This window comes from Corynebacterium mustelae (assembly GCF_001020985.1).
GTDB classification, from domain to species: domain Bacteria; phylum Actinomycetota; class Actinomycetes; order Mycobacteriales; family Mycobacteriaceae; genus Corynebacterium; species Corynebacterium mustelae.
The window spans coordinates 2,397,192-2,416,254 of record NZ_CP011542.1 but is presented as its reverse complement, the minus strand read 5'-3'; the positions used below and the strand labels follow the sequence as shown (position 1 = coordinate 2,416,254).

Below are 19,063 nucleotides of genomic sequence, written 5' to 3'. Positions count from 1 at the left end.
TTAGGGCGTGTGATTGGTCACCGCTTGGCCACAATTTCTTACATTAGGTAATTATGATTCTTTTTGATTCTGTAACAAAGACGTACTCCGCAAATAATAAAAAACAGGCCACCTTATCTGCGGTCCAAGATTTCAGCTACCGGTTTAAAGAAGGAAAAACCACCTGTCTGGTTGGGTCGTCTGGTTGCGGTAAATCGACACTACTTCGGCTGATTAACAGAATGGAGGAACCCACCACGGGCCGCATTGTTGTCCGGGGTGAGGACATTGCTCAGGGCGACCCGGTTCAGCTGCGGCGCTCGATAGGTTACGTTATGCAGCAGGGTGGGCTTATGCCGCACCGAACGGTAGCTCACAATATTTCCATGGTGGCTCAACTGCAAAACAAGACTACCGATGTGGCCCACTACATGCAGCTGCTAGATCTTGATCCTGCACTAGCTGACAGATACCCGGCTGAACTTTCTGGTGGACAAGCCCAACGTGTCGGTGTTGCTCGTGCGTTGGCTGCTGAACCGGATATTTTGCTCATGGATGAACCATTCGGTGCGGTTGATCCGGTGGTGCGGCGGGAACTGCAAACCATGATGTTGCGGTTACAACAGAATCTAGCGAAAACGATCATCTTGGTTACCCACGATATTGACGAAGCCTTCCGGCTAGGTGACGAGGTCGTTTTACTCAGCGTCGGTGCGAAGATTGAACAAGCTGGGACACCTGAGGAGCTTATCACTGTTCCGGCCAATGACTTCGTCGCACAATTTGTCGGTCTTGACGATCGAAAATTACATGTGGCGTCGCATAACAATAAAGATGTCATTGTTGATGCACATGGCCGCGTGCGGGGTGTCTTGGATTAATGAATTGGATAGTAGGAAACCAGGACCTGTTAATCAGATTGACACTCGCGCATATCAATTTGGTTTGGCCGCCAGTGGTTTTGTCGTTTATTTTGGCGCTACCGTTGGGGGCGTGGGCACAGCGTTCTCAACGGATGAACCAGTCGCTGATTATTGGATCAGGGTTGTTGTATGCAATTCCGTCGTTGGCGTTGTTTGTGGTTTTGCCCACGGTAATTGGTACCTCAATTTTGTCACCGTTGAACGTGATTATCGCCATGACACTGTATGGTCTGGCACTTCAAGTAAGAAACACAGCGGATGCGTTGCAATCCGTTGACAGATCAGTTCTGGCTGCTGCCCAAGCCATGGGATATTCAAATCGGCATAGGTGGTGGGCAGTGCAATTACCGTTGGCACTGCCTGAGATGCTTACCGGGTTGCGAGTTGTATCAGCCAGCACGATCAGCTTGGTATCTGTTGGTGCGTTAATCGGTGTGGAGTCATTGGGCACATTATTTACAAACGGTTTTAACCGAGCATTTCCTACCGAAGTTGCCGCTGGTGTCATTGGCACTGTTGTCTTGGCAGTGCTTTTCGACGTCATACTGTTGGCGCTTACCCGGGTTGTTGCTCCGTGGCGGAGGAAACATGGATAATTTATTCACTCGTATTCTCGAACATCTACAAATCTCAGGGGTTGCGATCATTGTCGCCACCATAATTGGTGTCGGTCTAGGGTTGGTTTTAGGCCGCAGCGCCAAGGCGCAGTTCGTCTTAGCCCTAAGCGGTGGTTTGCGCGCCCTACCCACATTGGGTCTTCTCACTCTCACAACGCTGTATGTGGGAATCAAGCATTCGTTGTTTGCGGCAGTGGTGGTATTGATTATCCTGGCGATTCCACCTGTACTAGCGGGAACGATAAACGGGGTGCGCACGGTTAGCCCCGCAGTCTATGATGCATCTTTCGCAATGGGAATGACCTCTACTCAAGTTATCCGCCAAGTGGCCTGGCCGTTGGCGCTGCCGAGCATCCTTGGTGGCTTCCGTTCCTGTGTTCTGCAGGTTTTATCAACAGCCACAGTTGCAGCCTTCATCGGCATGGGCGGTTTGGGTCGCTATATTATCGACGGCATTGCGCTGCGTGATTACACGATGGTTCTGATCGGTGCGATTACAGTATCGCTGCTTGCGTTACTTGCCGACGTCGTGCTTGCCTGGGCTCAGCATAAAGCTGATAACCGATTTCCTTCCCGAAAATAGTCTTAGAAAACACCAACAGAAAGAAAAGGACAAAAGCAATGAAAAAAATACTTCGAACGGTCGCAGCCATCGTCACCGCTGGTCTCGTGACTTCTTGCGCCGCTGACCCATTTGAACAATCGAGTGATACAACCAGCGCAAATGATAGCTCAACTATAACTATTGGAACAGCTAATTTCCCGGAATCGGAAATCATTGGCACTATATGGGCATCAGCGCTGGAAGCTAAGGGATACGATGTCTCTATTAAATCTGGTATCGGTTCCCGCGAAGTATATCTTAAGGCACTTGCGGAAGGCAGCGTTGACATAGTCCCAGAATATTCTGGTAACGTCACCCAGTTTTACTTATCCAAAACGTCTGAAGAATTACCGGTTGGTGCGACATCAGCGGAGATCATTGAAAAGTTGAAAACTGTCTTACCGGAAGAAATAGCTGCTGGGGAGCCCGCGCCTGCTGAATCTAAAGATTCGTACCGGGTAACCCGGGAATTTGCGGAAAAGCACAATCTCACATCACTCGCCGATCTTTCTACTCTGGAATCTGTCACTGTTGCAGGCAACCCTGAGCTGAAAGACCGTCCGTATGGTGCTGCTGGTTTAAAAGATGTTTATAACGTGCCTGTGAAAGACTTCTTGGCTATTTCCGACAGCGGTGGGCCGCTGACAATTGAGGCTTTGGAATCTGGTGCCGCCGACATCGCCGATATTTACACAACAAGCCCATTATTTGGTGCCGATCTTGTGACACTTGAAGACCCTAAGAACATGATTTTGCCGCAGCAAGTTTTACCACTGCTACGGGATTCTGCTGTTGCCCCTGAAATACGGGACGTCATCAATGAGGTAAACCAAAAACTCACTACAGAACGCCTCATTGAGATGAATGAACGTTCAGCTGGCGCGGAAAAGGCAAGCCCGAAAAAGATCGCTGAAGATTTCTTAGCAAGCGTCTAGCTCAATCCAATCATGCACGGCGAACCCCGATAATAATCGGGGTTTAATACTTTTCGACGTCCCCTGAAACCCATTTAAGGATAACTATTCGCGTACCCAGTTTCCGATAACACCTGGGATTACTTTGGGTTGTTCGCCTAACAACGCTTTGAGGTTCACGTCTCGTTCCACGCTCGTGGTAATACCCCGTATCGGCTTTTTACGTTTCCGCTGATTCTCATTATTGTTGTTGTTCTGCCCACCGATCGGTGCACCTATCATCGGGGTACCCGCACGCCCGCCACTGTTTGCACCACCAGCACCAGCGGCTGACTTCGCACCAGCACTGGTGCCGTTTCCCACACCACCACTGCCGCTACCGGTTGCGTTCGGGGTTTTCGGTGACACACCAACCCCACCACCAGGACCCATGCCGGTGCCAAAGCCACGACCACCACTGCCGAATGCGCGGCCACCAGCACCACCGGTTCCGCCTCGCATGCCAGCCGAACCTGTCCCACCGGCCATACCGTAACCACCGAGTCCGTTCATACCGGCACCCATACTGGTACCAGTGGTACTACGACCACCACTGGTAGCGGAGTGTCCGGGTCGGAGTCCACCAGACGCGGGAATACTCCCACCACCGCTTAACCCGGAACGATTATTCCCACCCATGCCGGGGGTAAGTCCACTAAACACCGGCGCACCACCAACACCGGAACCACCCGGTCCTGCACCTGTGGGTAGCCCCGTGATCGGTGGCATACCCGATACCGGTGCTGTTGGTGTACCCACCCCACCACCAGTAACAGGCAGTGTTGCAGTTGATGCGGCCTGCGTTCCCATCCCCGCCGGACTAAGCGCATTCGTGGTGGGTGCAGGTGGTGCACCAGTGGAATCCGACCCGATCGTGGCACTACCGCCACCTAGGCCGGGGCTGTTATCAATCATGAGGTTTCTAATTACTGGTACTGCTTGGGATAACGCACCACTATATATCCCATGAAACGCCGTCAGATACGCTTTTTCGGCTGCTTCTTTCTCCGCAGGATTCGCAATAGTCTGCAACGCAGACAATGCTTGGGATGCTTGAGTGTGGAAATGCGGCGCAATCGTCGACAAAATCCCCACCGACCTCGCCATCTCTGTGGCGTTCGCGGCGAAATACGATGCTTTCGCCGCAGTAGCCTTCATCCCAGCAGTTGCCCGCAACACCGCAACCCCCTGATTCTGCGCTGATAACTGGGACGCAATACCTTCTAACTGTGTCGCGATACTTGTTGCATACGTCGCCATCGACTGCCAATCCGCCGCAGCCTGAGCAGCCTGACCCGACTGTGTCGCACCCAGTTGTGCGACTAATGTTTCCAACGACACCGACGGAACCGGAGTAGGTGGGAGGAATGGGAAATCCGCAAACGACGCCGCCGGTTTCGACGCAAACTCCGCAATATCGTGTTCAAACGTTCCACCACTGTCAGCGGTATCCAACCCACGCGATAACGCAAGATCATGGCCAGTAAACGCCACATGATTTAACCGCAGGTTCATCCCCAACCACTCCACCAAATCCCGGAAACTCGCCAGCACATCCCGGGCACTACCTGCCCCACCCTGGATCACCTGCGCATGATTAAGCCCTAATTCGTGTAACCCAGACAATGATGAAAACCCACCACTCAGCGTTTGCTTCAATGTGGTTCCCAACAGGCTATGAGTATCAACTTGTGCATCTTGGATACTTTTAAACGCCGCCACAAATGATGGCGAATTAATTAGCATGGACATTGATTATCCTTTCAGAGCAAAGATTTTCTGCAACATGTCTACTGCTTTCTGACAGGACTTCTCAGGTGTTAGACCAAAAGTCAATCGCGATCCGAGCGATGTAATAGTGAATCGTCCTCTATTCGTGGGGACAGCTATCGTACAGCTGAGTTCATCATCAATATCAGAGAGTTTATGCTGATACCAGTGATCTGGCAGAGATACCAACGACTGATCCACAATAAGACCTAATGAGGCTACATGTTCATAAGTAACAACATCAGTCGCAATATTGAATCCAACGTTGCCGTCGGAATAATCGTTCGGTCTGAGGGTACACACGGCAAAATCTTTGCGGGCTATCCGAGAAACATCTGACACAACAAAACCGAACTCTTCATATTGTTCTTTGGTTACTTCCCCGCAGGGATCAAAAACCATGAAATTAGGGTCGCTTGGGTCAAACGTTCCGGTACCTACCTCCAACACCTCACCAAGCGTTTTCGGTTCAGCCACCTGCGATGACGCTGGTAGTTGGTGGGATTGCGGCTGGTTTTTAACAGCCAAGTACTGAGCCAAAGGTGTAGATAGCCCGCAGCCAGAAAGCAGAAAGACACAGCACACCACAGTTGCTATTAAGACGCGGTGTGCTGAACGAGCTGTCATCTGATTAGGCATAGTCCTGGCATGCATTGACATTTTCTTGACCATTTTTCTAAAACCGCCTTTCAACGCCACTGACAACCAGTGTAAAACCATATAGACAACGTGCTCTATAGAGTTAGACTCACTCACCACCCCAATCGGTTCCATAAAAAATACACACACCCCCAAACGGGTAACCCACCGCCACCCCATCAAGTCGGAGATTCCACCCACCCAGCACCAAAACCGCTGGAAAGAACCAGGCGTTAAACACAATCCCCGACTTCCAAAAGCTGGCACAATAACCCCAACCCACACGCCACGCCGGCGACGTCGACAAGCAGCCACGCACTTCTTCAAGTCGGAGATTTACGCAAAACCTAGGGTCAATACCGACCAAAGCTGTTCGGATTTCGGAAATCTCCGACTTTCGCACCCACCACCCCTATCAAGTCGGAGATTCCACCCAATACTCCCTAAAACCCCAGGAACGAACCAACCGCAACCTTGCAATCCCCGACTTCCAAAAACTGGCGCAACAACCCCAACCCACACGCCACGCTGGCAGCGTCGACAAGCACCCACACACACTTCTACAAGACGGAGATTTCACCGGCCGAGTCTTAAAACAGGAAAGTACCAGCTGCGCGTGGAGTTAATGTGAATGTATTTATCTAGCTCGTATTTTTACCGTTTATCAGGCGTTTTAATTATTTCTAAAGGCGAGTGGCTGCAAGTTTCTGGAGTGAACTCACCGGAAGCCCCGATGTGGTCATGGGATGACGGAAATGCCTGTGGCGTTCGTGGGGTTTCGCGGTTTTTATGTTTTGTATGAACTGGTGTGTCTGGCTGGATTCGATTAGTCCGGGTTGCTGAAGACCTACGACACAGCATCGCGAAAAATGGGTAGGCGTCTGAGTGAGCGTCGGCTTCTACGTAGATTGGTGAAGTGCGGGGGTTTTGGTGTGAGGAAAATTACACCAACATGAGGTATCAAATGCGCTGTGTTGGTCGGGTTGGGTTTCCCCACTTTGCCCCACGACCCCCACTTTGCCCCACTGGGTGGGGGATGGGGCCGGTAGCTTGTTTGCTGATCTTGGCTGCTATTTTGCCAGTTAGGCGGGGTTGGTTTGATTAAATTCCCAGGTAAGGAGTTGTGATTGTTGTCGTTTGGTGTTGAAAGTTAAGGGAATGGCTGTAGTGGCTATTTTTGCAATTGTGATTATTGTTGCCATTTTTTAACCATTTTTTCCGGCGCTTGGGGGTGGCGTGTCATTTTTCCCCACCAATAAATACGCAGCTTAAGGTGCATATTTTCTGGAAAGTGGCGAAGAAAATCGATCCGGAGTGTAAAAAGTGGGGGATTGTGGGGTATTGTGGGGGACAGTGACGGGAAAGTTGGGACTAATGTGACTCGGTTTTCTTGGAACTGCAGGAAGTTGTTCGTTATATCGCGGAGGTTTTCGGAGAGGTAGGTGTTCCGAGATGTTTCTTGGTACCTACACACCGAAGCTTGACGATAAGGGCCGATTAACTCTTCCGGCGAAATTTCGAGAGGAATTAGCAGGAGGGTTGATGGTGACGAAAGGGCAGGATCACTCGTTGGCGGTTTACCCCAAAGAGGAATTCATCCAACGGGCGCGTAAGGCCGCTGAGGTTTCACGCACAAATCCCGAAGCCCGGGCGTTTATCCGAAACTTGGCGGCTAGTGCTGACGAGCAACGACCGGACGGTCAAGGGCGAATTACCCTGTCGGCGGCGCATCGTGCATATGCGGGGTTGACAAAGGAATGTGTCGTCATTGGTTCGATGGACTTCCTGGAAATCTGGGACGCCGAATCCTGGAACCGCTACCAGGCGGAGACAGAGGCAGCGTTTGCCGAAGCAAATGCTGATGTGCTGGGTGGCCTGTTGTAGTAGGCGATTGCTGCAACGCATTGGGAGTGTGCGTAAGAACTCCACTCGAAGTGAATAAGTCTGGTGTACTTCCCCGATATCAGAATTTTTTACTCGAGTGGGGCTCTATGCACACCGCTACATGTAGGAACAGACAATAAACGGACACGGTGCGAGAGAGGGGGCTGTAATGGTCGATCCCCAACAATCAACAAGTAAGTTGCAGGATGAGCTGACAGCCAACCATGGGCATGTACCAGTGCTGCGTAATCGTGTGACCGAATTGCTGGCGCCAGCGATCGCTCATGCGGGTCCGGGTGCGGTGATCATTGATGGGACTTTGGGTGCTGGTGGGCACTCTGAATTCTTTTTGGAGACTTTTCCTGATGCCTACGTGATCGGCCTGGATCGGGACGTTCACGCATTGGAGGCGGCGCGGCGTCGTCTGGAACGATTCGGGGATCGTTTCGTGGGGCTTCACACTCGGTTCGATCAATTTATTCAACCGATGGAAGAGGCTGCCGAGTCCGGGAATGTGGCGTGCAAGGCCGCTTTGGAGCAGGGTATCGCGGATGCCTTGTTTGATTTGGGCGTGTCGTCGATGCAGCTCGATCAAGTAGCCCGTGGTTTCGCATATCGCGTCGATGCGCCGCTTGACATGCGGATGAACGATACCGAAGGCATAACTGCTGCGGACATTCTTAATACCTATTCGCATGGGGATTTAGCCCGGATTTTAAAAAACTACGGTGACGAACGGTTCGCGGGAAAAATCGCCAAGGCGATCGTGAAGGAACGAGAAAAACGTAGCTTTTCGACGTCAGCGCGGTTGGTTGAGCTGTTGTACGAAACGATTCCAGCCGCGACCCGGCGTACGGGTGGGCATCCTGCTAAACGAACGTTCCAGGCGTTGCGAGTGGAAGTGAATAAGGAGCTAGAGGCCATCGAAAATGTTCTTCCGCTGATCACCAAGCGGTTGATCCCGGGTGGTCGGGCGGTATTCATGTCCTATCAATCCTTGGAAGACAAGCTGGTGAAGAAATTTTTCAGCGAGCTTTGTCAGTCAAAAACACCACCGGGCTTGCCTGTGGATCTTCCGGAATATGCGGCCAAATTCCGGTTGGTTACCCGTGGTGCAGAAAAAGCTACAGAGGCAGAAATCGCGGAAAATCCGCGGGCGGCACCGGTTCGAGTTCGTGCAATCGAAGCGTTGAACCCGGACGGAAGTTGCGTATATGACAGAAAGGAGACGAAAGAATGAGCACCCAATATCAAATCAGAGAGCCTCGTCGCAGGGACAGTAGGAACACTCATCGTGCCCACAATCGTGATGCGTCTTCTTATGCGCGCGGTAGGTCGTCGAAAAGCTATCGCCCGTCTGCGTACACGTCGCGCGATCTCAGCAGTTCTAGCGGAACCACGATGGTCCTCACAGAGCCCACGTCGCTGGTGGAGCAGCATAATTTTTCGGGTGCGCCTACCCGGGTGCCGCATCGGCCACGGACAACAGCGGTACCGAAGCGTAAGTTTCAGCGGTCCGCTGGTTCGCAACAGGTATTTACTGAGCGGGGTAAGCGCTTGGTGCGGCCGAAGGCGGATCCGAAGAAAGTTCGGTTTGCAGCCTCAACGTCATTGATTCTGGTATTCGGCGTTGTTATGGCGATGGTGCTGTCAGGTCTTTCAACGGAGCAAACTTTCCAGATTCAGCAATTGCGGCATCAGGAAGCGACGTTGCACAATCAGCTGGAAACGCTGAATCGCGATCTGCAAAACGTGTCTGCTACTGCGGAAATTGCGCGACAGGCGCAGGAGATGGGGATGGTTGTTCCCGACCAGCCGGGAATACTAATCCGAAATGAAACCGGCGACATGGTGGAGCAACGCCCGCCAGGTGACGTAACTCGCCCTATAGTTGATGTCAATGGTCAGCAAGTTCGGCCACGGGTTGCCTCAAGTGATCCAGTGGCGACGCAAGAGGTTTCCGGAAACCTCAATGAGGTTCAGCCGGTGCAACCATCCTTGCCAAATGTTGCACCATATCTTGCAAGTATTCCGTCCGGGAATTAGATAGAGTGAACCGACTAAGGTGTAAGTAGTGAACCAGCCGAGATCTGGCCGTACGGGGCGAGCAACTAACTCGCCCCGTACTCGTCAAACGGGCCAGCCCCAAGAGCGCCCTAGCAGCAAGCCTTCCCGTCCTGAGACACAGCGAACAACAATGCTGAGTAGGTTACGGTGGGTTCAAGTCATTGCCATAGGCGTGTGCGTATTACTGGCAGGTCGCATGGCGTGGGTGCAGTTGGTCTGGGGGCCAGAACTGAGCCAAAAGGCAGCTGATCAGCGGTATCGGGTGTACACAGACCCGGCACGGCGGGGAGAAATTCAAGATAGGTCTGGTCAGCAACTTGCTTATACCATGCAGGCGCGTTCGTTAACGGTGTCGCCGAAGAATTTGCGCAAGGAGCTGCGCTATGTGGCAAACAATGATTTAGCTAAATCCGTTGACAATTACTACGGGTTAAGCAAAGAGGAGCGCGAAAAGCGCATTGACCAAAAAGTGCTTGACTATTTGGACTCATATTCCGAGGAAATTCCGCGGATCATCGCTGAGACTGGGGCGTCGACAAGCGAGATCAAGTCGGAAGAAATCCGCAAGAAACTAGATGCGGACACAACCTACGAAGTATTGGTTCGCAACGTTGATCCAGACGTAGCTGTGTCGATTTCGGAACAACACCACGGAATTGCGGCGGATATTCAAGACATCCGTCAGTACCCCAATGGGTCAGTTGCATCCAATGTTATTGGAAAGATTAGCCAAGACGGCCAAGGACAGTTTGGCTTTGAAGCCTCTAATGATTCGTTGTTGTCTGGTATCAATGGGCAGACTGTGGTGGATGTTTCCACAGATGGGCAGATTATTCCTGGTACTACTCGTGATCAAGTCGCCGCCATGAACGGTTCTGATGTGACGTTGACCCTCGATTTGGATTTGCAAACATATGTCCAACAGCAGCTTGAGCAAGCCAAGACTAATTCCGGGGCGAAGGGCGCTTCGGCAGTTGTCCTTGATGTTGAAACCGCCGAGGTGCTAGCGATGGCTAACACTGACGCTATTAACCCAATGGGGGATATTCAAAAACAACTTGATCGAGGCAAGAAATTTGGCAATTCCACGGTTTCTGAGCCGTTTGAACCTGGCTCAGTTGCCAAGATCATCACGGCGGCAGGTGTGATCGAGGATAGGCTTTCCACCCCTGATGAAGTGCTGACGGTTCCCGGCTCCATTGATATGGCGGGTGTGAATGTGAAAGATGCATGGGATCATGGGCCAACTCCGTACACCACCACGGGCATCTTTGGTAAATCATCGAACGTGGGAACACTCATGTTGGCGCAACGGTTAGGCGAGCAACGGTTCGATTCGCTTTTGACTGGTTTTGGTATTGGGCAAACGACCGGAATTGAATTACCGAGTGAATCGGCTGGTCTGCGGCCACAATTGGAACAATGGTCAGGCGGTACGTTTGCCAACCTTCCTATTGGACAAGGCATGAGTTTGACGCTTTTGCAAATGGCAGGTGTGTATCAGACTCTGGCGAATGGTGGCGAACGAATAGAGCCGCGAATCGTGGCAGAAATCCGCGATAACACGGGCAAAGTGATCGAACAACCCGCACCGAAAAAGACTCGGGTGGTGTCTGAATCAACCGCACGCACGGTAGTGGATATGTTCCGTTCGGTTGTGCAATCAGATCCGGCTGGCATTCAACAAGGCACCGGTGCGGGTGCAGCAGTCGAGGGCTATCAGATTGCGGGCAAGACTGGTACCGCCCAGCAGGTTGACCCCAATACAGGTGCTTATTCCAATTCGAAATACTGGATTACTTTCGCAGGCATCGCGCCCGCCGACAATCCGCGATTTGTGGTGGCTTTGATGCTTGATAACCCAACTCGGGGTGTACATGGTGAAGGCGGCCAGTCCGCAGCGCCGCTGTTCCACGATATTGCTTCCTGGCTTCTTGATCGCGATAACGTCCCACTTTCGCCGCCAGCAGAAGGGCAATTGGTTTTACAGGCTCAGTAATGTGGCACGAAAACAGTTGAAGACGGGCTTATCCCACAGACGGGGTAAAGTTGTGGGCTTGGTTACCGTTTATGGGCATTTATACACAAAAACCACAGTGTGGGATGCATACGTAAAAATCTGATTGCCGATCGGCACCTGTCGTGTCGGTACTATGTACTAATTTCATACAAGGACACTTTTGTCGGCTGGAATTAACGTGATCTAAGGATGCCGACCATACTTAAAACCACAAGTGAAAGGAGCGCGAGGTAGACAATGACACCAACGATTTCTGATCTCGCTACGCTTATCGACGCCACTGTGCATGTGCCAGAAAGCGTAGCCGATGCCCCCACTGATCTATTGGCGCAGGCGATAACCTCTGTCAGTCTAGATTCGTCGGATACAGAACATGGTGGATTGTTTGCTGCGCTGCCTGGAACGAAAGTGCATGGGGCGCAGTTCGCGGCTCGCACTCATTCCGCAGCGGTGCTTACCGACCACGCGGGCTGGCTAATTCTGTTGGAAGAAGGCGAAACCCGACCGGTGTTGGAAGTACCTGATGTGCGAAAAGTCCTCGGGATGCTATCAGCGCAGGTGTATGGAAACCCATCCGCAGACATGACAGTCATCGGTATTACTGGTACATCTGGCAAAACCACTACCAGTTACCTGTTGGAAGCCGGATTGATGCGTGCAGGTTTGAAAGTAGGGCTGATTGGCACCACTGGTACCCGGATCGCAGGTCAACCGGTTCCTACCTCCTTGACCACCCCGGAGGCACCAACGTTGCAGGCGTTATTTGAGCGTATGCGTGCGGAAGGTGTAAGCCATGTGGTGATGGAGGTTTCCTCCCATGCTCTTTTGTTAGGGCGGGTTCAAGGCGTGGACTTTGATGTGGCCGGTTTTACCAATTTGTCGCAGGATCATCTCGATTTCCACTCGTCCATGTCGGAATACTTTGATGCTAAGGCGATGTTTTTCGCCGCAGGTTCGCCGATTCGGGCGGATCGAGCAGTCATTTGTGTTGATGATGAGTGGGGCAGGAAGATGTTTGATGTCGCCTGCGCCGAGCGTGAAGACAGCGCAGTGTGGACTGTTGCAACCACCCCAGATTCCTCGTGTTATGACAACGCTGATTACCGCACCGAAAACGTTGAGGTGGCAGCTAATGGGATTCAAACTTGTTCGCTGGCCAACTCCCATGGCGTAGCTGAGCTTGTTGTGCCGCTACCTGGAAAATTTAATGTTGCTAACGCGGCGCTAGCGGTAGCTTTGGCGGATGCTGCCGGTGTACCGGATCGTGCGGCCGTGATCGCGGGTATCGCGGACGTTGGCGTTCCAGGGCGAATGCAGCGAATTGACTGTGGACAAGAATTCTTGGCGATTGTTGATTACGCTCACAAACCTGCGGCTATTGCAGCGGTATTAGATACTGTCCGCGCGCAGACATCCGGCCGGGTTGCGATCGTGGTTGGCGCTGGTGGCGATCGAGATGCCGGAAAACGGCCGATCATGGGCAAAGAAGCGGCGAAACGGGCGGATCTCGTCATTATTACGGACGATAATCCTCGTTCGGAGGATCCGGCAGCCATTCGTGCTGCGGTTCTAGCCGGTACGGCGGATGCGGAAGTAACACAGACCAATCCCCAGGTAGAGGTGATCGAGCTAGGGGACCGTCGAAAAGCAATCGAAACAGCGGTTGCGTGGGCGCAACCAGGAGACGTAGTTGTGGTGGCGGGCAAAGGGCATGAAATTGGACAACTCATCGCGGGGGTGCAACACCACTTTGATGACCGGGAAGAACTTCAAGCCGCAATCAACACCCGGTTTGGCAAGGAAGTGAAACACAATGATTAATCTCACGCTAGCTACGATTGCGGATATCGTGGGTGGGACGCTTGCCGATGCCTCCGGGGCGGAAGAAGTTACCGGCGGCGTGGAATTCGACTCACGTGCAGTTAACCCGGGCGATCTTTTCCTTGCTATCCCTGGCGCCCGAGTGGATGGCCACGACTTCGCTGAAACAGCAATGATCAACGGGGCAGTCGGGGTGCTAGCTGCTCGGGCTGTGGGAGTGCCCGCAGTTATCGTTCCGCCTGCGGAAAAAATGGCGAGTGACACGGTTTCTTACGCTACGGAACACGATGCGGATGGTTCAGTCGCCGCCGTGTTAGCGGGATTAGCGAAGCTTGCGCGGTTTGTTGTTGATGATCTCGCCAAACGGCAGGCAGGACTGAAGGTTATAGGTGTTACTGGCTCGGCAGGTAAGACATCGACGAAGGACATTATCGCCACAGTGCTGCGCAGCTCGGGGCCTACCGTCGCGCCACCTGGGTCATTTAATAACGAGATTGGTCACCCCTATACCGCATTGCGGTGTACACCTGAAACCAAGTTCCTTGTGGCAGAGATGTCTGCCCGGGGTATCGGGCATGTAAGACAACTGGCAGAGATTGCACCACCGGTAATCGGCGTCGTTTTAAATGTCGGTTCCGCTCATCTTGGCGAATTTGGCTCTCGGGAAAACATCGCTTACGCCAAAGGCGAGTTGGTTGAAGCGCTACCTGAATCCGGTATCGCGATTTTGAATGGTGACGATGCACTTGTCGCTGCAATGTCGAGCCGAACCCAGGCAGACGTTTGGCTGTACTCGACTAACTATCGTTCTCAGGATTCGGAACCAGTAGCGGCAGGTGGTCGTTACTATGGTCAGCAACCACCCCGTGTATGGGCCGAAGATATCGAAGTGGACGCATTGACTCGGCCATCGTTTCGGCTATACATACGCGATGATGAGGGGAATGTTTCGTCAGAGCAGATTGGACTTCAGCTTTCTGGGTTGCATCAAGTGTCCAACGTGCTTGCGGCAGTAGCGGTGGGACTGGCTGCCGGAATTGATTGTGCTGACATCGTGGCTGCTGTCAAAGGACATGTTCCAGTTTCTGCCCACCGAATGGATGTCCGCCAACGGGGGGATGGGGTGGTGGTGATCGACGATGCCTACAATGCCAATCCAGAATCAATGCGAGCTGGGTTAGCAGTTTTAGCTAAAACCAAGCAACACCAAGGTGATGGTGCCCGCGCCATCGCGGTTTTGGGTCCGATGGCGGAGTTAGGTGAAGAAGCGATCGAGGAACACCGCCAGCTCATTGATGTCGTGGCAACAAGTGGAATTGACCAACTGGTAATTGTTGGCAACGATGGTAACAGCGAAGCAATGGTTTCTGCGGCCTCTCACTTAGGAGTGAAAGTCACCGCAGCGGCACATTGCGATGAAGCCACGCAGATTGTCTTGGACGAAGTGCAGCCTTCTGACGTGGTGTTGGCAAAGGCATCAAATGTTTACCAACTGTGGAAGGTCGCTGAAGCAGTTTTGGCGAATAACGGAAAGCAGGAGAACTAAGCAATGACCCAGATGATTCTCGCCGGGGCCATTGGTCTACTGGTGTCCATTTTTATTACTCCGTGGTTGATCCGAAAGTTCAGCGCGGTGGGAATAGGACAAGAGATTCGGGAAGAAGGGCCGAAATCGCACCTGCGTAAACGCGGTACTCCGACGATGGGTGGAATTGCGATTCTGGCTGGTATCACCGTGGCCTACGTGACCACCGCGACTTACGGAGAAATCACCGATGTTGGTGGTTTTACCGCCTCGGGCCTTCTGGTTTTAGGCCTCACATTGGTGTTGGGCGGTTTAGGCTTTGCGGATGATTTTATCAAGCTGTACCTTGGCCGGAATCTGGGGCTAAACAAGCGGGCTAAGCTGGCGGGTCAATTAGCCGCATCATTGGCTTTTGGTATTTTAATCCTGCTGTTTCCCAACGAAGACGGCTTAACGCCAGGGTCAACGCATCTTAGTTTTTTGCGGGATCTGGATACCGTAGACATCGCATTCGGCGGCGGCATTCTTGGAATCATCGTGTTCCTGGCATTCATGTACATCTTAATTTCCGCCTGGAGTAACGCGGTCAACTTAACCGACGGCCTTGATGGTTTGGCCTCTGGTGCAACCGCAATCGTTATGGGTGCATATGCCGCGATTACGTTCTGGCAATTCCGTAATTCTTGTGCCGATACCGCAGCCCCCGGTTGTTACGACGTTCGTGACCCATTGGACCTGGCGGTTTTGGCAGCAGCTGGCCTAGGGGCTTGTTTGGGTTTCCTTTGGTGGAACGCTGCCCCTGCCAAGATTTTTATGGGTGATACGGGGTCACTTGCCCTCGGCGGATTGGTAGCTGGTATTTCGGTCGCGTCCCGCACCGAATTGCTGATGATTGTTGTCGGGGCATTGTTCGTTATCGAAGCAGCCTCGGTTGTGATCCAGGTGGTCGGCTATCGGACCCGTAAAATTCGTATTTTCCGGATGGCGCCGTTCCATCACCATTTCGAAAACGGCGGCTGGGCTGAAACCACAGTGGTGATTCGGTTCTGGCTGATTGCTTCCGTTGCCGCACTATTTGGCGCAGCTATTTTCTACGGTGAGTGGCTGTCGCTGGGAGGTATTTAACACATGGCTACCGAAACTACTGAGACTGCCACAGCAGAGTTGCCACTTATTCTTGCTGGTCCGGTGCTAGTAACCGGTGCTGGAATCTCGGGGCGGGGAATAGCCCAACTGCTTACTGATCTCGGCGTGAGTGTGGAGATTACTGACGAAAACGAAACTGCTGTCGCCGAGGCGGCCGAGGCCACTGGGGCTGTCGGGATTTCTGTTGCACAGGCACAGGAACGATTGGGCACCTATAGCTGCGTTGTTACGTCACCAGGGTGGCCGCCAACGGCTAAGTTACTGGTCGCAGCTGCCGAAGCTGGCCTTGAAGTCGTAGGCGACGTTGAGGTTTGTTATCTACTTGATCAAGCTAAAGTTTTTGGGCCAAGCCGCAGTTGGTTGGTGGTTACCGGTACGAATGGTAAGACCACAGCAACCGCTATGCTTGCCGCCATGCTTGTTGAAGCAGGTGCAGCTGCCGTAGCGGTGGGAAACATTGGTGTTTCCGTTGCCGATGCGCTCACTAGTGCTGATCGAGCGGATGTCTTGGTAGTGGAAATGTCGAGTTTCCAACTGCATTGGTCTAAGGATTTAGTGCCAGAAGTGGGAATCCTGCTGAACTTGGCCGAAGATCATATCGACTGGCACGGGTCGATGGCTGAATATGCAGCGGCTAAAGCCAAGGTTCTCAAAGCACCAATTGCTGTTGTTGGTGCGGATGATCCGCTGGTAATGGAGCAAGTAGCTGGATTGGAAACAACAGAGAACATTGTTGGTTTTAGCTTGGCGGAACCGATGCCGGGGCAATTAGGTATCCGGGAGGGAAAGCTTGTCGACGCAACCGGCATGGTCGTTGACGGCGATGAGCTAACCGGTGAATCGGAAGTCGTTCTGGCTGAAGCGGACGGAATCCAACCGCCCGGAACTGCCGGAATTTACGATGCTCTTGCGGCAGCTGGCGCGGCACGTGCGGTAGGTGTCAGTGCGGCTCAGGTATCTGCCGCCTTGGCAACATTTGAAGTGGCAGGACATCGGGGCCAAGTTGTTGCGGAGAAAGACGGAATAGTGGCGGTTGATAATTCCAAAGCTACGAATCCGCATGCTGCAGATTCCGCGTTGTCTGGATATGAATCCATCGTGTGGATTGCTGGTGGTCAGCTCAAAGACGCAGATGTTTCTGAGTTGATTGCCACACATGCGAAGCGTCTGAAGGCGGTGGCGGTGCTTGGGGCTGATCGCGAGGTGATCGCTGCAGCCGTCGAAAAGCTAGCACCTGGCGTGGAAGTGTTCGTCACTGATGCAACGGACCCGGAGGAGGCAATGTCGGCGGTGTGTGCGTGGGCGGTAACGCAAGCTGAATCGGGTGACGCGATTGTTTTAGCCCCCGCCGCAGCATCTTTAGACATGTATTCCGGTATGGCGCACCGCGGAAACTTGTTTACCCAGTATATTAGTGAGCATCTTGGTGCTCATGTTACTGATGGGCACGAAGGAGAACCCCAGTAATTGCCACGATGTTTATAAAGTAGAGGTAATCATGACCGCACCGGCACAAACCGCAGGCCAGCGCGGCTCCGGATCAGCAAACCCCACATTGTGGGAAGCGCTCCGGCGTCGCCGTGAAGACATTTTCCGGCGACCGTACTTCGATTACTTCAACATTATGTTGGTCGTGTTACTCCTAGCATTCTTCGGCGTTGCCATGGTGATGAGCGCGTCGATGTCTACCTCCGTTGCTGACGGACAGCGAGTGTGGGCCACCACTCTACGGCAAAGCATCATGGTTGTTTTGGGCTTTGTCACCATGTGGTTGGCACTGCGTATGCCCATCAAGTGGGTTAGACGATTCTCCGGGGTTCTATTAACTGTGGCCTTTATTCTCCTTATCGCGGTGTTGATTCCAGGCATTGGTACTGGTTTGGAATCAAAAGGTTCACAATCGTGGCTTAACCTTGGATTTTTTAGCCTGCAACCCTCCGAAATTGCCAAAGTTGCCATCGCCGTTTGGGGCGCACATTACCTGGCTGGACATAAATTTACCGGTTTCGCGCCTGGCACTCGGTACTTTAATTTTATTGGTGTTGCGACCTTCATGTGTGTGCTCATCATTCTTGAGCAAGACATCGGTATGGCATTGACGTTTTTGTCCGTGGTTTTTGCGATCTTATTTTTCGCAGGCATCAACGGAAAGCTTCTCATGGCTTTCGGCGGTACTGCATTGTTGGGTGTCGTCGTTCTGGCACTATCGGGCGGGTTCCGTGGTAAACGCTTCGAAGTATATTTCGATGCGCTGTTTGGGCATTTTGAGGAATCGAAAGATGCCGCATTCCAGTCCTATCAGGGCTTCCTTTCGCTTGCCGACGGTGGGCTGACCGGGGTTGGGGTTGGGCAGTCGCGCGCCAAGTGGTTCTATCTTCCCGAAGCCAAAAACGACTTTATTTTCGCCATTATCGGTGAAGAGCTAGGGCTCGTCGGAGGCATACTTTTTATCGCGTTATTTGGTTGGCTAGGTTTTATCGGTTTTAGAATCGCGATGAAAACCTCTAATCAGTTTCTTTCTCTCTTAGCAGCTACCTTGACCGCAGGTGTCGTGGCACAGGCATTCGTCAATATCGGATACGTTATCGGGTTGCTCCCAGTCACTGGTATTCAGCTGCCACTAATTTCCGCTGGTGGCACCTCGGCGGTGATCACCTTGGCGGCTATGGGGCTTCTAGCCAATTGCGCACGACACGAACCAGAGACAATTTCCGCGATGGCAAATTACGGAAAGCCAACCTTCGAAAACTTGCTTCGGCTGCCAGAGCCAACCCTCAAGGGGCTAGACACCCCACAGCGTCGCGGTAAGAACAGCTACCCCCGCAACGGCGAAGGAATGGGCTATATGGAACCGGAACCTCGCCGCTTGAAGCGTCCAGGTGTACGTGACCAACGGATCCGAGAAGTCCCCGTACGTAATGCAGCACAGCGCATGGATACCCAACGCACCAGATCGCGACGCGGGGGTCAGACGCTGCGGCAACCTATTTCGGAACGCGGAGCGACCTATCGTAGCAGATCTCGTACAATGCCGGAGTCGCAGCCGTACCGGGATGGAATCCGCGACGGAAGCTACCGAAACTCCCGGCCATATCGACAGCGGTAGCCACCGCGT

The 19,063-nt window shown here is 52.7% G+C and carries 16 protein-coding genes; 13 read left to right on the top strand and 3 right to left on the bottom strand.

Annotated elements, in window-relative coordinates; translation table 11 throughout:
• The first annotated feature begins 53 nt into the window (after nt 1–53).
• Genes CMUST_RS10690 through CMUST_RS10675 form a run of 4 tightly spaced genes read left to right on the top strand, consistent with a single transcriptional unit; the run spans nt 54 to nt 3,058 of the window.
• Nucleotides 54–860 (top strand): ABC transporter ATP-binding protein, encoded by an 807-nt coding sequence (locus tag CMUST_RS10690; protein ID WP_047262515.1) that lies wholly within the window; start codon nt 54–56, stop codon nt 858–860.
• Nucleotides 860–1,498: an ABC transporter permease gene (locus CMUST_RS10685; RefSeq protein WP_047262514.1), complete on the top strand. Its 639-nt coding sequence runs from the start codon at nt 860–862 to the stop codon at nt 1,496–1,498. The genes CMUST_RS10690 and CMUST_RS10685 overlap by 1 nt, the downstream gene beginning before the upstream one ends.
• Nucleotides 1,491–2,102 carry an ABC transporter permease gene (locus tag CMUST_RS10680; RefSeq protein WP_047262513.1) on the top strand — a complete coding sequence of 204 codons (612 nt, stop codon included), beginning with the start codon at nt 1,491–1,493 and terminating at the stop codon, nt 2,100–2,102. The genes CMUST_RS10685 and CMUST_RS10680 overlap by 8 nt, the downstream gene beginning before the upstream one ends.
• 38 nt (nt 2,103–2,140) lie before the next feature.
• A complete protein-coding gene (locus CMUST_RS10675) occupies nt 2,141–3,058 on the top strand; it encodes an ABC transporter substrate-binding protein (RefSeq protein WP_047262512.1) in 918 nt (305 codons plus the stop codon).
• A gap of 84 nt (nt 3,059–3,142) precedes the next feature.
• Here CMUST_RS10675 and CMUST_RS10670 read toward each other — a convergent pair whose 3' ends face one another.
• The 3 genes from CMUST_RS10670 to CMUST_RS17065 form a co-directional block, all read right to left on the bottom strand.
• Nucleotides 3,143–4,828 (bottom strand): hypothetical protein, encoded by a 1,686-nt coding sequence (locus CMUST_RS10670; RefSeq protein ID WP_047262511.1) that lies wholly within the window; start codon nt 4,826–4,828, stop codon nt 3,143–3,145.
• A gap of 3 nt (nt 4,829–4,831) precedes the next feature.
• Nucleotides 4,832–5,473, bottom strand: a complete 642-nt coding sequence (locus CMUST_RS10665) for a DUF3558 family protein (RefSeq protein ID WP_236690103.1) — start codon at nt 5,471–5,473, stop codon at nt 4,832–4,834.
• Nucleotides 5,474–5,594: 121 nt separating this feature from the next.
• Nucleotides 5,595–5,888: a hypothetical protein gene (locus tag CMUST_RS17065; protein WP_047262509.1), complete on the bottom strand. Its 294-nt coding sequence runs from the start codon at nt 5,886–5,888 to the stop codon at nt 5,595–5,597.
• Nucleotides 5,889–6,937: 1,049 nt separating this feature from the next.
• Between CMUST_RS17065 and mraZ the strand changes: the two genes are divergently transcribed.
• From mraZ to CMUST_RS10615, 9 genes are all read left to right on the top strand, one after another.
• Entirely contained in the window at nt 6,938–7,369 is a 432-nt protein-coding gene (gene mraZ, locus CMUST_RS10655) for a division/cell wall cluster transcriptional repressor MraZ (protein WP_047262508.1), read from the top strand.
• Nucleotides 7,370–7,538: 169 nt separating this feature from the next.
• Nucleotides 7,539–8,609, top strand: a complete 1,071-nt coding sequence (gene rsmH / locus CMUST_RS10650; protein WP_047262507.1) for a 16S rRNA (cytosine(1402)-N(4))-methyltransferase RsmH — start codon at nt 7,539–7,541, stop codon at nt 8,607–8,609.
• Nucleotides 8,606–9,415, top strand: a complete 810-nt coding sequence (locus CMUST_RS10645) for a hypothetical protein (RefSeq protein WP_144414193.1) — start codon at nt 8,606–8,608, stop codon at nt 9,413–9,415. Before rsmH ends, CMUST_RS10645 begins: the two co-directional genes overlap by 4 nt.
• A 151-nt stretch (nt 9,416–9,566) precedes the next feature.
• Nucleotides 9,567–11,435 (top strand): peptidoglycan D,D-transpeptidase FtsI family protein, encoded by a 1,869-nt coding sequence (locus CMUST_RS10640; protein ID WP_047262506.1) that lies wholly within the window; start codon nt 9,567–9,569, stop codon nt 11,433–11,435.
• A gap of 258 nt (nt 11,436–11,693) precedes the next feature.
• The gene (locus CMUST_RS10635; protein ID WP_052844679.1) at nt 11,694–13,277 is read left to right on the top strand and encodes a UDP-N-acetylmuramoyl-L-alanyl-D-glutamate--2,6-diaminopimelate ligase; all 1,584 of its coding nucleotides are present in this window, start codon (nt 11,694–11,696) and stop codon (nt 13,275–13,277) included.
• Complete coding sequence (locus CMUST_RS10630) at nt 13,270–14,823, top strand: UDP-N-acetylmuramoyl-tripeptide--D-alanyl-D-alanine ligase (RefSeq protein WP_047262505.1); 1,554 nt, start codon at nt 13,270–13,272, stop codon at nt 14,821–14,823. The genes CMUST_RS10635 and CMUST_RS10630 overlap by 8 nt, the downstream gene beginning before the upstream one ends.
• 3 nt (nt 14,824–14,826) lie before the next feature.
• On the top strand, nt 14,827–15,927 hold the full coding sequence (gene mraY, locus CMUST_RS10625; RefSeq protein WP_047262504.1) for a phospho-N-acetylmuramoyl-pentapeptide-transferase: 1,101 nt from the start codon (nt 14,827–14,829) through the stop codon (nt 15,925–15,927).
• A 3-nt stretch (nt 15,928–15,930) separates the two neighbouring features.
• On the top strand, nt 15,931–17,415 hold the full coding sequence (murD, locus tag CMUST_RS10620) for a UDP-N-acetylmuramoyl-L-alanine--D-glutamate ligase (protein WP_047262503.1): 1,485 nt from the start codon (nt 15,931–15,933) through the stop codon (nt 17,413–17,415).
• A 31-nt stretch (nt 17,416–17,446) separates the two neighbouring features.
• Nucleotides 17,447–19,054: an FtsW/RodA/SpoVE family cell cycle protein gene (locus CMUST_RS10615; protein WP_047262502.1), complete on the top strand. Its 1,608-nt coding sequence runs from the start codon at nt 17,447–17,449 to the stop codon at nt 19,052–19,054.
• The last annotated feature ends 9 nt before the right edge of the window (nt 19,055–19,063 follow it).

What these genes read in the sequence shown, in the direction of transcription:
- CMUST_RS10685 (WP_047262514.1), top strand. Translation starts at nt 860, where the DNA reads ATGAATTGGATAGTAGGAAACCAGGACCTGTTAATCAGATTGACACTC.
- CMUST_RS10670 (WP_047262511.1), bottom strand. Translation starts at nt 4,828, where the DNA reads ATGTCCATGCTAATTAATTCGCCATCATTTGTGGCGGCGTTTAAAAGT.
- mraY (WP_047262504.1), top strand. Translation starts at nt 14,827, where the DNA reads ATGACCCAGATGATTCTCGCCGGGGCCATTGGTCTACTGGTGTCCATT.
- CMUST_RS10675 (WP_047262512.1), top strand. Translation starts at nt 2,141, where the DNA reads ATGAAAAAAATACTTCGAACGGTCGCAGCCATCGTCACCGCTGGTCTC.
- CMUST_RS10640 (WP_047262506.1), top strand. Translation starts at nt 9,567, where the DNA reads ATGCTGAGTAGGTTACGGTGGGTTCAAGTCATTGCCATAGGCGTGTGC.
- murD (WP_047262503.1), top strand. Translation starts at nt 15,931, where the DNA reads ATGGCTACCGAAACTACTGAGACTGCCACAGCAGAGTTGCCACTTATT.
- mraZ (WP_047262508.1), top strand. Translation starts at nt 6,938, where the DNA reads ATGTTTCTTGGTACCTACACACCGAAGCTTGACGATAAGGGCCGATTA.
- rsmH (WP_047262507.1), top strand. Translation starts at nt 7,539, where the DNA reads ATGGTCGATCCCCAACAATCAACAAGTAAGTTGCAGGATGAGCTGACA.
- CMUST_RS10680 (WP_047262513.1), top strand. Translation starts at nt 1,491, where the DNA reads ATGGATAATTTATTCACTCGTATTCTCGAACATCTACAAATCTCAGGG.
- CMUST_RS10645 (WP_144414193.1), top strand. Translation starts at nt 8,606, where the DNA reads ATGAGCACCCAATATCAAATCAGAGAGCCTCGTCGCAGGGACAGTAGG.
- CMUST_RS10615 (WP_047262502.1), top strand. Translation starts at nt 17,447, where the DNA reads ATGACCGCACCGGCACAAACCGCAGGCCAGCGCGGCTCCGGATCAGCA.
- CMUST_RS10690 (WP_047262515.1), top strand. Translation starts at nt 54, where the DNA reads ATGATTCTTTTTGATTCTGTAACAAAGACGTACTCCGCAAATAATAAA.
- CMUST_RS10665 (WP_236690103.1), bottom strand. Translation starts at nt 5,473, where the DNA reads ATGACAGCTCGTTCAGCACACCGCGTCTTAATAGCAACTGTGGTGTGC.
- CMUST_RS10635 (WP_052844679.1), top strand. Translation starts at nt 11,694, where the DNA reads ATGACACCAACGATTTCTGATCTCGCTACGCTTATCGACGCCACTGTG.
- CMUST_RS10630 (WP_047262505.1), top strand. Translation starts at nt 13,270, where the DNA reads ATGATTAATCTCACGCTAGCTACGATTGCGGATATCGTGGGTGGGACG.